Below are 13,456 nucleotides of genomic sequence, written 5' to 3'. Positions count from 1 at the left end.
GGCAACCACCGCTTGTCCTGGTGTGTGAAGCGCACCCCGGCCCCGCTGCGGTGGAAAGCGGGCCCGGGCGTGCGAGAGGCGCCCGGCGGATGGTCCGCCGGGCGCCCGGCCGCGTGTTAGGCGCGCGGCTTCTCCCGCATCTCGAACGTCTCGATGACGTCGTCGATCCGGATGTCGCTGTAGCCGACCCCGATACCACACTCGAAGCCCTCGCGGACCTCGGTCGCGTCGTCCTTGAAGCGACGCAGCGACGAAACGGTGAGGTTGTCGGCGACGACGACGCCATCGCGGATGATCCGGGCCTTGCTGTTGCGCACGATCGTGCCGGAGCGGACCAGCGAACCGGCGACGTTGCCGATCTTCGGCACCTTGAAGACCTCGCGGACTTCGGCGGTGCCCATCTGGACCTCTTCGAACTCGGGCTTGAGCATGCCCTTGAGCGCCGCTTCGATCTCCTCGATCGCCTGGTAGATGACCGAGTAGTAGCGGATGTCGACGCCCTCGCGCTCGGCCAGGTCGCGCGCCCGGGGCTCAGGCCGGACGTTGAAGCCGATGATGACCGCGTTGTCGTCGGCGACGGCCAGGTTGACGTCGTACTCGGTGATCGCACCGACGGCACGGTGCAGGACACGGAGCCTGACCTCGTCGCCGACATCGATCTTGAGCAGAGCGTCTTCCAGGGCCTCCACCGAACCGGACACGTCACCCTTGATGATGAGCTTGAGCTCGTCGACGCGACCCTTCTCGAGGTTGCTGAACAGCTCCTCAAGGGTCAGGCGGCGGCTCGACCTCGCCATGTCGGCGCTGCGCTTGCGCGCCGCGCGCTGCTGGGCGATCTGACGGGCCATCCGGTCGTCGGTGACGACGATGAAGTTGTCACCCGCGCCCGGCACGGCCGTCAGACCCATCACCAGGACCGGACGGGACGGCGTGGCCTCTTCGACCAGTTCGCCGTTGTCGTCGAGCATCGCCCGGACGCGGCCGTAGGCCTCGCCACAGACGATGGAGTCGCCGACGCGCAGCGTGCCGCGCTGGACCAGGACGGTCGCGGTAGGGCCACGGCCCTTGTCGAGGTGGGCCTCGATCGCGATGCCCTGAGCGTCCATCGCCGGGTTGGCGCGCAGGTCGAGCTCGGCGTCCGCGGTGAGCAGGATGGCCTCGAGCAGCTGCTCGATGCCGGTCCCGTTCTTGGCGGAGATGTCGACGAACAGCGTCGAGCCGCCGAACTCCTCCGCCACCAGGCCGTACTCGGTGAGCTGGGCACGGACCTTGTTGGGGTCGGCGCCCTCCTTGTCGACCTTGTTGACCGCGACCACGATCGGCACGTCGGCCGCCTGGGCGTGGTTGAGCGCCTCGATGGTCTGCGGCTTCACACCGTCGTCGGCCGCGACCACCAGCACCGCGATGTCGGTCGCCTTGGCACCACGGGCACGCATGGCGGTGAACGCCTCGTGACCCGGGGTGTCGATGAAGGTGACCTTGCGCTCTTCGCCCTCGTGCTCGGTGGCGACCTGGTAAGCGCCGATGTGCTGGGTGATGCCACCGGCCTCGCGCGCCACCACGTTGGTCTTGCGGATGGCGTCGAGCAGCTTGGTCTTACCGTGGTCGACGTGACCCATGACGGTCACGACCGGCGGACGCGCGGCCAGGTCGGCCTCGTCGCCCTCATCCTCGCCGAACTCGATGTCGAAGGCCTCGAGAAGCTCGCGGTCCTCCTCCTCCGGGCTGACGACCTGGATGTTGTAGTCGAGCTCGGAGCCGAGCAGCTGCAGCGTCTCCTCGTTGACCGACTGGGTGGCGGTCACCATCTCGCCGAGGTGCAGCATGATCTGCACCAGCGAGGCGGGATTGGCACCGATCCGGTCGGCGAAGTCGGACAGCGACGCACCGCGCGGAAGGCGGATCGTCGCACCGTTGCCGCGAGCGACCTGCACGCCGCCGATCGCCGGGGCCGACATGTTGTCGAACTCCTGGCGCCTCTGACGCTTGGACTTGCGGCCACGCGTGGGACGGCCACCGGGACGCCCGAACGCGCCCGCAGTGCCGCCACCGCGGCCACGGCCGCCGCCACCGGGACGACCGGCGAAACCGCCGCCGCCACCGGGACCACCGGTGCTCGTGCCCGGACGACCGGCGCCACCGCCGCCACCGGGGCGACCGGCGAAACCGCCGCCACCACCGGGACGACCGCCGCCGCCACCGCCGCCAGGACGGCCACCGCCGCCACCGCCGCCGGGACGACCGCCGCCGCCACCGGGACGGCCACCGCCGCCGCCACCGCCGGGACCGGCGGGACGACCCTGAGGCATCATCATCGGGTTGGGACGCGGACCGCCGGGACGGGGACCGCCCGCACCGGGACCGGGACGCGGGCCGGCCGCACCGGGCGGACCAGGACGCGGACCGGCCGCACCGGGCCTGCCGTCGCCGCCACGACCCTGCGGGGGACGCGGAGCCGCGCCGTCGCGCGGCGGACCGTCACGACGCTCGCGCTGGCCGGGACCGGTGCCGCCACCATCGCGGTTGGCACCGGGACGCGGCGGCCGGGACTGGCCCATGCCGCTGGCGTTGGACGAGAACGGGTTGTTGCCCGGACGCGGGCCGCGCGGACCCGGCTTGGGACCGGGACCCGGACGAGGACCGCCACCGGAGGGGGAACGGTCGGACGGGCCACGATCGGACGGACCACGGTCGGAACGCGGAGCCGCCGGGCCACCGCCACCGGAGGGCGCGCCGGAACGCGCCGCGGGGCCGGGCTTGGGACCCGGACGGGCGGCGGGACCGGGACGCGGGCCCGGAGTGGGGGCGCCCGGAGCGGGCGCGGGACGGGTGCCGCTGTCGAAACGCGCCTGCGGAGCGCCGGAGGTGTCGGCACGCTCGGGCTCAGGCTGCGGCTGGTGCGGCATCGGCACCGGCGGGCGCGGCTGACCGCCGCCCGCGGGACCTGCCGGACCCGGACGCGGACCAGGCCTGGGGCCCGGACCCGGACGCGGAGCTGATGTTGGGGTCGGCGCCTCCGCGACGCCGTTACCGGCCAGGCTGTCCGCCGGCCGGGGAGCAGCCCTTGGCGGCTGCGGCTTGGACGACGAACCGCCGCCCCTCGAGGACCCACCCTTGGATGCGCCCAATGCTTCGGTGAGCCTGCGGACCACCGGCGCCTCGATGGTGGAGGACGCCGAACGGACGAACTCCCCCATCTCCTGGAGCTTGGCCATGACGACCTTGCTCTCTACGCCGAACTCCTTAGCGAGCTCGTATACCCGGACCTTCGCCACTGCACTCCCTTACTCGGCCCGGGAGGCTGGCTGTGCCGTCCGGACCGTCGCTACCTTGACATCTTCATCGCCGCGTGCTCATCAGGCGCTCATAGCAATCTGACTCCGCCCATCAACTCGGCGTCCTACATGACATTTCTTGGTTCCCCTTCTCCAGGTGCACCCGCACGCGCGAGACGTCAAGCGGCCCCGGCACGCGGAACGCGCGCGGAAACGCTCGGCGACGCTCGGCAAGCTCCAGACACTTCTCGGACGGATGCAGTGACGCACCTCGACCAGGAAGCCGTCCTCGCAGGTCAGGGATCACGTGATCCTCGACCCGCACCAAGCGGAGCAGGTCGGACTTAGCCGTACGGACCCTGCAACCCACACAGGTGCGCTGTGGAGTCGCGTGGCCACCATATTCCAGCTTACCGTGTTGACGCATCTACGGAACCGGCAGCATCCTCGGCCTGGGTGTCAGGCCGGATGTCGATCCGCCATCCAGTGAGCCTCGCGGCAAGCCGGGCGTTCTGTCCCTCTTTGCCGATGGCCAGGGAGAGCTGGTAGTCGGGCACGGTCACCCGCGCGACCCGGCCTTCGAGATCGAGGACCTCAACGTGAGAAACGCGGGCCGGCGACAGGGCATTCCCCACGAACTCGCCGGGGTCCTCGGACCAGTCGATGATGTCGATCTTCTCGCCGTGCAGCTCGGTCATCACGTTGCGCACGCGCGAGCCCATCGGGCCGATGCACGCGCCCTTGGCGTTGACGCCCTGCCTGCGCGACCTGACCGCGATCTTCGTGCGGTGACCGGCCTCGCGGGCCACGGCGGCGATCTCCACCGTGCCGTCGGCGATCTCCGGCACCTCCAGCGCGAAGAGCTTCTTGACCAGGCCGGGATGGGTACGCGACAGCGTGACCGAGGGGCCCTTGTGGCCCTTCTTCACCTGCACCACGTAGGCGCGGATGCGCTCGCCGTGCACGTAGTCCTCACCGGGCACCTGCTCGTTGTGCGGCAGGACGGCCTCGATCTTGCCGAGGTCGACCAGCACCACGCGCGGGTCCTTGCCCTGCTGGATCACACCGGAGACCAGCTCGCCCTCGCGGCTGGCGAACTCGCCGAAGTTGATCTCGTCCTCGGCGTCACGCAGCTGCTGCAGGATGACCTGCTTGGCGGTGGTCGCCGCGATTCTGCTGAAGTTGCCCGGCGTATCGTCGAACTCTCTGACGATCTCGCCCTCGTCGTCGATCTCGGCGGCGAAGATGGTCACGTGCCCGCTCGTCCTGTCGAGCTCCGCGCGCGCCTTGGGCGCGGCACCCTCGGTGCGGAAGTAGGCGATCAGCAACGCGTCTTCGATCGCCTTGACGACCAGGTCGAAGGAGATGTCCTTCTCCCGCTCCAGGCTGCGCAGGACGCTCATGTCGATGTCCACGAGGCTTTCCCCTTAGCCTTCGTCGCCGTCGACGTCTTCGTCGTCGAACCGGCGGAACTCCACCTGCACCCGTCCGCGGGCCAGGTCCTGATAGTCGAATCGGCGCCCGGCGCCGTCGACGTCGAGCTCGACGCCGCTCTCGTCCGCGGAGCGCACGCGGCCCTCCACCACGGAACCATCTCTCATCTCGGCCTTCACCAGCCGCTTGGCCGCGCGCCGCCAGTGACGCGGCTCGGTCAGCGGGCGGTCGACGCCCGGCGAGGAGACCTCCAGCGTGTAGGCCGACTGGCCCATCGCGTTGGCGTCATCGAGCGCCGCGGAGACGACCTGGCTGACGTCGGCCACGTCGTCGAGACTCACGCCGCCGTCGCGGTCGACGATCACACGCAGCAGCCGGCGCTTGCCGGCCTGGGTGACCGTGACGTCCTCCAGATCGAGGCCCTCCGCGCCGACGACGGGCTCAAGGAGCTTCATCAGGTGGTCGCGGGGTGATGCGCTGCCCATATCGACCTCCCTATTGTCATGTCTCAGCCGGGCGGACCTCGCCTCTGGCTCTCAAGTCGCCTGGCCGCTCAGCCAGCTACGACAGTTGACACCCTATCTGTACGAGGGCACGAAGAGAGCGCCACTCGGCACGTGCGAATGGCGAGCGTCGCCTGACACGGGGAGCGAGCGCAAGACCGTACGATGCTATCTGCGTTCCGTTTACAGGAGGTCCCTGCCCGTGCGCCCGCGTTCTCTGTCACGGCGAGCCGTGCTGGCGGGCGGAGCGGCCGCCGCGGCCCTGTCGGGATGCGACGCGTCCGACACCCCCCAGCCGTCGCCCACCCCGTCGGAAGATCCTGAGCGGGTGCTGCTGCGGCAGCTGATCGCCGACAAGGAACACACGATCGCCCTCTACTCCGCGCTGATCACGGGCGGCGCGACCAAGCTGACGCCGTTCCGTGACCGCCACCGGGCTCACCTCGACGAGTTGCGCAAACGCCTGCCCGGCGGGCCCGCCCCGTCCTCTTCCGCCCCCGCGCCCACGACGCCCGCTCCCGTGCCCAAGACGTCGGTGTCGCGGCTGCGTGAGGCCGAGCGCCGGTCGGCGGCGCTGCGCGTCCGCCAGCTCGCCGGCGTCTCGCCGCAGCTGGCCCAGCTCATCGCCGCCATCGGCGCCTGCGAGGCCGCCCACGCCCTGGCCCTGCCGAGGTCGACGTGACACCTGCCGATGTGGAGAAGCTGCGCAAGGCGCTGTCGGCTGAGCATGCCGCCGTCTTCGCGTACGGGCTGATCGGCGCGCGCACCACGGGCTCGCTGCGGTCACGGGTCACGACCGCCTTCGACGCCCATCGAGCCAGACGCGACCAGTTGCGCACCGCCATCACCACCCGGGGCGGCACGCCGACCGAGCCGGAGGGGGGCTACGCCTTGCCGATCGTGCCGTCCACGGCGGCGCAGGCGGTCCAGCTCGCGGTCCACGTGGAGGCCGGCATCACGGCCGCCTACCTGGAGCTGGTGGCGTCGGACGACGCGTCGCTGCGCCGGTACGCGGCGCTGGCCATGCAGGAGTCGGTGGCCCGCTCCTACTCCTTCCGTCCCGCGATCACCACGGCCTTTCCCGGGATGGCGGGGCCTACCGGCTGAGAGCGGCCCACCCCAGGGGTCCGTCCACACAACCGTCTCAGTCCCTGCGACGGTCTGTTGTGGCTGGCGTCCTTGTGGAGATACCCCCTTCGGGGGAGCGAAAGAAGGCCGTCCGTAGTGGCTGGGGTCCTTGGGAAGGGCATCCCCTCCGGGGGCGAGGAAGAGGACCGTCCGTCATGGCTGGGGCCCTGGGAGAGAGACCCCGTCCCGGGGGCGAAGAAGAGAACCGCCCGTCGTGGCAGAGGTCTCCAAGGAGGGGAACCCCTTCCGGGGAGCGGAAGAAGCCGGTCCGTCGTGACTGAGGTCCTCAGAGAGGGGCCCCCTCCGGGGAGCGGGAGTGATCGGATGTGAGCGGTTCAGCGGTAGAGCACCGTCAGTAGGTCGGTGCCCAGGCGTTCGATCGCCTCGGCGTCGAGTTGGTAGTAGACGACCGAGCCGCGCCGGTGCACGTGCACCAATGCGGCCTCCCTCAGGTGGCGTAGGTGTCTTGAGACCTGGGGGGCGGTCATGCCCAGTTGGTTGGCGAGCTCCGAGGTGGCCACCGGGTTGCGCAGGATGGCGTAGCAGAGCTTGAGGCGGGTCGGGTGCTGGAGGACGGCCAGCCGTTGCCGGGCGGTCTCCAGGGAGACCCCGGCGGAGGTGCCCACGCCGTACTGGATGACCACGGGGTAGCCCGGATAGTGCTTGACCACGAAGTGCGGGCGGCCGTACAGGCTGGGGACGAGCAGGCAGGGCCGGCCGGCGCCGATGCGGGCGGTGGCGTTGTAGAGCTTGTCCAGGACGATTCGACGCCCGCCCTCGACGGCTGTGGCGGTGGGGAAGTCGGCCAGCGCCATGGGGCCGTGCACCGCGATCGCCCGCTCGCGCACCGCCGCCTCGGCGGCCAGGGCGGTACGCAGGCCCGGCCAGTCCGCCTCGAAGGCCGCGGCGGCGAAGTCGGCCAGGAAGCCGGTCAGTTCGCGCCTGAAGCCCCAGGGGTCGTTCTGTACCCGGGTGCCCAGCTCCACCCGGCTGGAGGAGATCAGTCTGAGGCGCTGGAGCACGTCGCCGCCGACGCCGGCGCTGTTCTTGCCGATGAGCGCCTGGAGGGTCATGGAGGTGAAGTCGCCGATGGGCAGCGCCTCGATCTCGGCCAGCTCGTCTTCGAGCGTCCTGGACCGGCCGGCGGACAGTGGCAGCAGGTAGCGGGCCCGGAAGGCGCTCCACAGGGGCGCCCACGCCGTCGCCCTGGCCAGCAGGTCCTCGTCGGCCTCCGTGTGGACCCTGGCCACCCAGCGGGCCGCCGCGGGGTGGTGTCCGGGCTCGTCGAGCGCGTGCAGGCAGGCGCAGAGCTCGGCCAGCGGGGAGACGCCCATGGTGATCGAGGCCGGGTCGGTGGAGGACAGGAGGAGCGTGACGGGCACGTTGCACATTACCGCGTTGGCGGCAATCTCCTTGTCCGAAACTGGATATATGTCCAGGCTGTGGCGCCATGGCCAAGGCACCACTACACGAAAACGGCGGCGCGGTTAAGCACCCTCGGGAGTACTACTTCAGCGGGTCCACCACCATCTTCGCCTCCCGATACGACCAGCGCTTCTCCTACTGCCTCTACGTGCCGACGGCCCACTCGCCCGACGGCCCGCCGGTGCCGATCGCCGTCATGCAGCACGGGACGGGACGGCGCGGGCCGCAGTACCGCGACAACCTCGCCGAATGGGGTGAGCGGCAGGGCTGCCTGGTCCTGGCGCCGCTGTTCCCCGCGGGCATCGAGGACGTGGACGACCTGCACGGCTTCAAGTTCATCAACTACCGCGGCATCCGCTTCGACCACGTGCTGCTGGCGATGGTCGAGGAGGTCGGCGAGCGCTTCAACGTGGACACCGAGCGGTTCCTCCTGCACGGCTTCTCCGGCGGCGGCCAGTTCGCCCATCGGTTCGCCTACCTGCATCCGGACCGGCTGGCCGGAGTGTCAATTGGTGCACCAGGGCGGATATCGTACATCGACTGGGACAGCCCGTGGTGGATCGGGCTCAAGGGGTTCGAGGAGGAGTTCGGCCAGCCGCCCAGGATCGCGGAGCTCGGGGCGGTGCCGGTCCAGATGGTCGTGGGTGCCGAGGACGTCGAGACCTGGGAGATCAACAACCAGGGCGACGCCAACTGGATGGACGGTGCCGACGCCTACGGGACCACCCGTGTCGAACGGCTGGCGGCGCTGCGTGACAACTTCGCCGCGCACGGCATCAATGTCAGGTTCGACGTCGTGCCCGGTGTGGCGCACCAGCCGATGAGCGTGCTGGAGCCGGTCAAGGACTTCTTCACCTCGATTCTCACCCCCCGGGAGACCTCATGAAGATCATTGTCGCCGCCGCCGCCCTGACGGTCCTGGCCACCGGTTGCGCGGTCGGCGAGAGCGCCGAGGCGGGCGCCGAATACCCGAGCAAGCCTCTGACGATCATGGCGCCGGGCAGCCCCGGCGGCGGCTGGGACACCCGCGCCCGCGGCATCGCCGGCGCGCTCAGCCAGTGCAAGATCACCACCGCTAAGGCCACGGTCGTCAACGTCCCCGGCGCGGGCGGCACGATCGGGCTGGCCCAGTTCGCCAAGAGCAAGGGCGACCCCTACCAGCTCATGGTCATGGACAGCGCGACCATGCTCGGTGGCATCGTCAACAACCACTCCCCCGTCGACCTGACCACGCTCACCCCGATCGCCGGGCTGAGCAGGGGCCCGAGCGCGATCGTGGTGCCGAAGAACGCGCCGTACGCCGATCTGAAGGCGCTGCTGGCCGCGATGAAGAAGAACCCGCACGGCGTCAAGTGGACCGGCGGCTCGCTCGGCGGCCCCGGGCAGATGACGGTCGCGGGACTGGCCAAGGGCCAGGGCATCGATGCCAAGCAGGTCAACTACGTGCCCACGGCGGGCGGCGGCGAGTCGATGAACCTGCTGCTCAGCGGGGCCGCCACCGCCGGCATCGACACCGTCGCCGAGCTTCGCGCGCAGCTGCGGGCCGGAGAGCTCAAGGCGCTCGCGGTGGACGGCGACAAGCGGATCGAGGGCATCGACGCCCCGACGCTGAAGGAACTGGGGCTGTCGGACCAGGCCATCTCCACGATGGCCGGCGTGCTCGCCCCGGCGGGGCTGTCGGCCGAGCAGCAGCAGGACGTCGTCAAGATGATCGACAAGATGCGGCAGACGTCGTGCTGGCAGCAGGTCCTCAAGCAGAACAACTGGGTCGACGCCTGGACCCCGGGCGACTCCTTCAAGCAGGTGCTCACCGAGCAGCGCGGGCAGATCACCACAATCCTCGGCGAGTTGGGACTGGGCAAGTGAGCACCCGGCTCGTCTCGGCGGGGTTCCTGGCGGTCGCGCTGGTCGTACTGGCGCAGGCGTTCATGATCCCTGACGGCAGCGGTTACCAGGCCGTCGGGCCACGGGCCTTCCCGCTCCTGGTCGGCATCGGCATGGCGGTGGTGGCCGTGATCGGGGTGGTGCAGGCGTTCCGCGCTCCGGTGACCCGCGAGGGCGGCGAGGAAGAGGGCGTGCACTGGCGTCCCGTGCTGCTCCTCATCGGCGCGCTCGTTCTGTACGCGGTCCTGCTCGCCCCCGTGGGCTACTGGCAGGCGACCACGCTGTTCTTCGTCGCGGTCGCCCGCGTGCTCGGCAGCCGCAAGCTGGTGCGCAACCTGGTCGTTGGCCTGCTGCTGGCGCTGGCCACGTATGTGCTGTTCGACCGGGTGCTGGGCATCACGCTGCCTCCGGGCCTGATCAGATTGGCGATCTGAGATGAGCGTACTGGGCCACCTGCTCGACGGCTTCGCGCACGCGCTCACCCTGCAGAACCTGCTGCTCGGCCTGCTCGGCGTCACCGTCGGCACCCTCGTCGGCGTGCTGCCGGGCCTCGGCCCGGCCACCACGATCGCGCTGCTGCTGCCCCTGACGATGGTGTTCGACCCGGTGGGCGCGTTCGTGATGTTCGCCGGGATCTACTACGGCGGCATGTACGGCGGCAGCACCACCGCGATCCTGCTCAACATCCCCGGCGAGACGGCGTCGATCCCCACCACGCTCGAGGGCTACCCGATGGCGCGGAAGGGCCGGGCCGGGGCCGCGCTGGCCACGGCGGCCATCGGCTCGTTCGTGGCGGGCACGATCTCCACCGTGGTGATCACGTTCCTGGCGCCCGGGATGTCAGCCATCGCCAAGTCGATCCAGCCCGCCGAGTACTTCTCGATCATGGTGCTCGCCTTCGTCACCGTCACCTCGCTCATGGGCGACTCGATCGTGCGCGGCCTGTCCAGCCTCTTCCTCGGGCTGGCGATCGGCATGGTGGGCATCGATCAGATGACCGGCCAGCCGCGCCTGGCCTTCGGCGTACCCGACCTGTACGAGGGGCTGCCGGTCGTGGCGCTGGCCGTCGGCCTGTTCGCCGTGGCCGAGGCGGTCGCCACGGCAGCCCAGCGCAACCGGCAGGAGCAGCCGCCGGTGAAGGTGACCGGGCGCATCGGCATGACCCGCGACGACTGGCGCCGGTCCTGGCGGCCGTGGCTGCGGGGCACCGCGTTCGGCCTGCCGATCGGCTCGCTGCCCGCGGGCGGCGCCGAGCTGCCCACCTTTCTCAGCTACAACGTCGAGAAGCGGCTGGCCAAGGACCCCGAGGAGTTCGGCCACGGCGCCATCGAGGGCGTGGCGGGGCCCGAGGCGGCCAACAACGCGGCCTTCTCCGGCGTGCTGGTGCCGCTGCTCACGCTCGGCATCCCCACCTCGGCCACGGCCAGCATGCTGCTGATCGCCTTCCAGATCTACAACGTGCAGCCGGGACCGCAGCTCTTCGACCAGCAGCCGGTGCTCGTGTGGACGCTGATCGCCAGCCTCTACATCGGCAACGTGATGCTGCTGGTGCTGAACCTGCCGCTGATCCGGCTGTGGGTGAAGCTGCTGAGCGTGCCGGCCGCGCTGCTGACGGCGGCGATCCTGACGTTCGCGACGCTGGGTGTCTACGCCACCTCGCAGAGCGTGTTCGAGATCCTGGTGGCGTACGGATTCGGGCTGGTGGGGTTCGTCCTGCGGCGGGCCGGTTATCCGGTGGCGCCGCTGATCCTCGGGGCGGTGCTCGGGCCGCTGATGGAGGTGCAGTTCAGGCGGGCCCTGGCCTTCAGCGAGGGGGATCCGGCGGTGTTCTTCACCCGGCCCGTGTCGCTGGCCATCCTGGTGATCGCCGCCGCCTGCCTGATCGGGCCCGTGGTGCTGCGCCGCCGCGGCAAGATCTCCATGCCCGCGGCCATGGACTGACGACTCCCCCTGGCAGAACAGCACGGCTCCCCCTTGGACGAAGAGGGAGCCGTGCTTCGCGTTACGAGCAGGCGGCCAGCACGCGATCGGCGGCCGTGTCGAGCGGGATCTCCTCCTTGACGCCGGTGACCCGGTCGCGGAGCTCGACCACACCCTGAGCCAGCCCGCGGCCCACGACCACGATCGTGGGCAGGCCGAGCAGCTCGGCGTCCTTGAACTTGACGCCGGGCGAGACCCCGGACCGGTCGTCGACGAGCACCCGCAGCCCGCGGGACTCCAGCTCGGCGGCCAGCTGGAGGGCCGCCTCGATCTGGTTGTCCTTGCCCGTGCCCACGATGTGCACGTCGGCGGGCGCGATCTCGCGCGGCCACACCAGCCCGAGCTCGTCGTGGGCCTGCTCGGCGATGACCGCCACGGCGCGCGAGACGCCGATGCCGTAGGAGCCCATCGTGATACGGATCGGCTTGCCGTCGGGGCCCAGGGCGTCGAGCCCGGCCGCGTCGGCGTATTTGCGGCCGAGCTGGAAGATGTGCCCGATCTCGATGCCGCGGTCGATGAACAGCGGCGAGCCGCAGCGGGGGCATGGGTCTCCGGCGCGCACCTCGGCGGCCTCGATCGTGCCGTCGGGGACGAAGTCACGGCCCGCGACCACGTGGGCGGCGTGCTTGCCGCGCTCGTTGGCGCCGGTCACCCAGGAGGTGCCGGTGACCACGCGGGGGTCGACGAGGTAGCGGATGCCGAGGTCGCGCAGGACCTGCGGGCCGATGTAGCCGCGGATCAGGCCGGGGTGCTTGGCGAAGTCCTCGGCCTCGAAGATGGCGGGCTCGCCGGGGGCCAGCGCGGCCTCCAGGCGCTTGAAGTCGACCTCGCGGTCGCCGGGCACGCCGACGATCAGCGTCTCGACCTTGTCGGAGCCGGGCGTGGTGACCTTGACGACGACGTTCTTCAGGGTCTCGGCGGCGGTGATCGACAGGCCGTGGTGCTCGTTGACGTAGGACACCAGCGACTCGATGGTCGGGGTGTCGGGGGTGTCGAGAACGCGCTGCGGCTCCAGCCCGTCGAGGGCGCGGGCCGGGGGCGCGGTCGTGGTGACGGCCTCGGCGTTGGCCGCGTAGCCGCAGGAGCGGCAGGCCACGAAGGTGTCCTCGCCGGTGGGCGTGGGCGCCAGGAACTCCTCGGAGGCCGAGCCGCCCATCGCGCCCGACGTGGCGAACACGATCTTGTAATCGATGCCGAGCCGGTCGAACGTCCGGATGTAGGTCTCGCGGTGCTGCTCGTAGGAGTGCTTGAGTCCTTCGTCGTCGAGGTCGAAGGAGTAGGCGTCCTTCATCAGGAACTCGCGGCCGCGCAGGATGCCCGCGCGGGGCCTGGCCTCATCGCGGTATTTCGTCTGGATCTGGTAGAGCGTGACCGGATAGTCCTTGTACGAGGAGTATTCGCCCTTGACCATGTCGGCGAAGAGCTCCTCGTGCGTGGGACCGAGCAGGTAGTCGACGCCCTTGCGGTCCTTGAGCCGGAAGAGCGTGTCACCGTATTCGGTCCAGCGACCGGTGGCCTCGTAGTATTCGCGCGGCAGCAGGGCGGGGAAGAGCACCTCCTGGCCGCCCATCCGGTTCATCTCCTCGCGGACGACCTTGGCGACGTTTTCCAGCACCATCTTGCCGAGGGGCAGCCACGAGTAGATGCCGGGCGCCACCCGCCGGACATAACCGGCGCGGACCAGGAGCTTGTGGCTCGGCACTTCCGCGTCTGCCGGGTCGTCCCGCAGGGTGCGAAGAAACAACGACGACATGCGCAGCGACACGACTACTCCTTGTTCGGCCTGGATATGAGGACTACAGGCTATCGACTCGGAGCGACTCGCCG

12 protein-coding genes are annotated in these 13,456 nt (G+C 70.3%); 6 read left to right on the top strand and 6 right to left on the bottom strand.

Annotation, left to right across the window (positions count from 1 at the left end):
- Positions 1-116: 116 nt before the first annotated feature.
- The 4 genes from infB to rimP all read right to left on the bottom strand — a co-directional run bounded on the left by infB (position 117) and on the right by rimP (position 5,194).
- The gene (infB, locus tag AB0J16_RS06025; protein WP_358535161.1) at positions 117-3,275 is read right to left on the bottom strand and encodes a translation initiation factor IF-2; all 3,159 of its coding nucleotides are present in this window, start codon (positions 3,273-3,275) and stop codon (positions 117-119) included.
- A 112-nt stretch (positions 3,276-3,387) separates the two neighbouring features.
- Entirely contained in the window at positions 3,388-3,702 is a 315-nt protein-coding gene (locus AB0J16_RS06020; RefSeq protein WP_358535159.1) for a YlxR family protein, read from the bottom strand.
- Complete coding sequence (gene nusA / locus AB0J16_RS06015) at positions 3,686-4,690, bottom strand: transcription termination factor NusA (RefSeq protein WP_357654416.1); 1,005 nt, start codon at positions 4,688-4,690, stop codon at positions 3,686-3,688. The genes AB0J16_RS06020 and nusA overlap by 17 nt, the downstream gene beginning before the upstream one ends.
- Before the next feature lie 12 nt (positions 4,691-4,702).
- Complete coding sequence (rimP, locus tag AB0J16_RS06010; RefSeq protein ID WP_357654418.1) at positions 4,703-5,194, bottom strand: ribosome maturation factor RimP; 492 nt, start codon at positions 5,192-5,194, stop codon at positions 4,703-4,705.
- A gap of 220 nt (positions 5,195-5,414) precedes the next feature.
- Between rimP and AB0J16_RS06005 the strand changes: the two genes are divergently transcribed.
- Positions 5,415-5,894, top strand: a complete 480-nt coding sequence (locus AB0J16_RS06005) for a hypothetical protein (RefSeq protein ID WP_358535157.1) — start codon at positions 5,415-5,417, stop codon at positions 5,892-5,894.
- Positions 5,891-6,319, top strand: a complete 429-nt coding sequence (locus AB0J16_RS06000) for a ferritin-like domain-containing protein (protein ID WP_358535155.1) — start codon at positions 5,891-5,893, stop codon at positions 6,317-6,319. Before AB0J16_RS06005 ends, AB0J16_RS06000 begins: the two co-directional genes overlap by 4 nt.
- Positions 6,320-6,675: 356 nt before the next feature.
- Here the strand turns inward: AB0J16_RS06000 and AB0J16_RS05995 are convergent, their stop codons facing one another.
- Positions 6,676-7,722, bottom strand: coding sequence for a DUF5937 family protein (locus AB0J16_RS05995; RefSeq protein ID WP_358535153.1), 1,047 nt, complete (start codon positions 7,720-7,722; stop codon positions 6,676-6,678).
- Between the two features lie 68 nt (positions 7,723-7,790).
- Here AB0J16_RS05995 and AB0J16_RS05990 point away from each other — a divergent pair, with 68 nt between their 5' ends.
- From AB0J16_RS05990 to AB0J16_RS05975, 4 genes are read left to right on the top strand one after another with little or no spacing between them, the layout of a single operon-like run.
- Positions 7,791-8,651 (top strand): PHB depolymerase family esterase, encoded by an 861-nt coding sequence (locus AB0J16_RS05990; RefSeq protein ID WP_358535151.1) that lies wholly within the window; start codon positions 7,791-7,793, stop codon positions 8,649-8,651.
- A complete protein-coding gene (locus tag AB0J16_RS05985) occupies positions 8,648-9,631 on the top strand; it encodes a tripartite tricarboxylate transporter substrate binding protein (protein ID WP_358535149.1) in 984 nt (327 codons plus the stop codon). Before AB0J16_RS05990 ends, AB0J16_RS05985 begins: the two co-directional genes overlap by 4 nt.
- Entirely contained in the window at positions 9,628-10,083 is a 456-nt protein-coding gene (locus AB0J16_RS05980) for a tripartite tricarboxylate transporter TctB family protein (RefSeq protein WP_358535147.1), read from the top strand. The genes AB0J16_RS05985 and AB0J16_RS05980 overlap by 4 nt, the downstream gene beginning before the upstream one ends.
- Before the next feature lies 1 nt (position 10,084).
- Entirely contained in the window at positions 10,085-11,590 is a 1,506-nt protein-coding gene (locus AB0J16_RS05975) for a tripartite tricarboxylate transporter permease (protein WP_357946748.1), read from the top strand.
- A 61-nt stretch (positions 11,591-11,651) separates the two neighbouring features.
- On the opposite strand, the gene AB0J16_RS05970 is transcribed toward AB0J16_RS05975, so the two are convergent.
- A complete protein-coding gene (locus AB0J16_RS05970; protein ID WP_358535145.1) occupies positions 11,652-13,394 on the bottom strand; it encodes a proline--tRNA ligase in 1,743 nt (580 codons plus the stop codon).
- Between the last annotated feature and the right edge of the window lie 62 nt (positions 13,395-13,456).

Origin of the sequence: Nonomuraea sp. NPDC049750 (genome assembly GCF_040659625.1) — a bacterium.
In the GTDB taxonomy this organism is placed as follows: domain Bacteria; phylum Actinomycetota; class Actinomycetes; order Streptosporangiales; family Streptosporangiaceae; genus Nonomuraea.
Note: the sequence above shows the minus strand (reverse complement) of the source record. Positions and strands in the feature narration are given on the sequence as shown.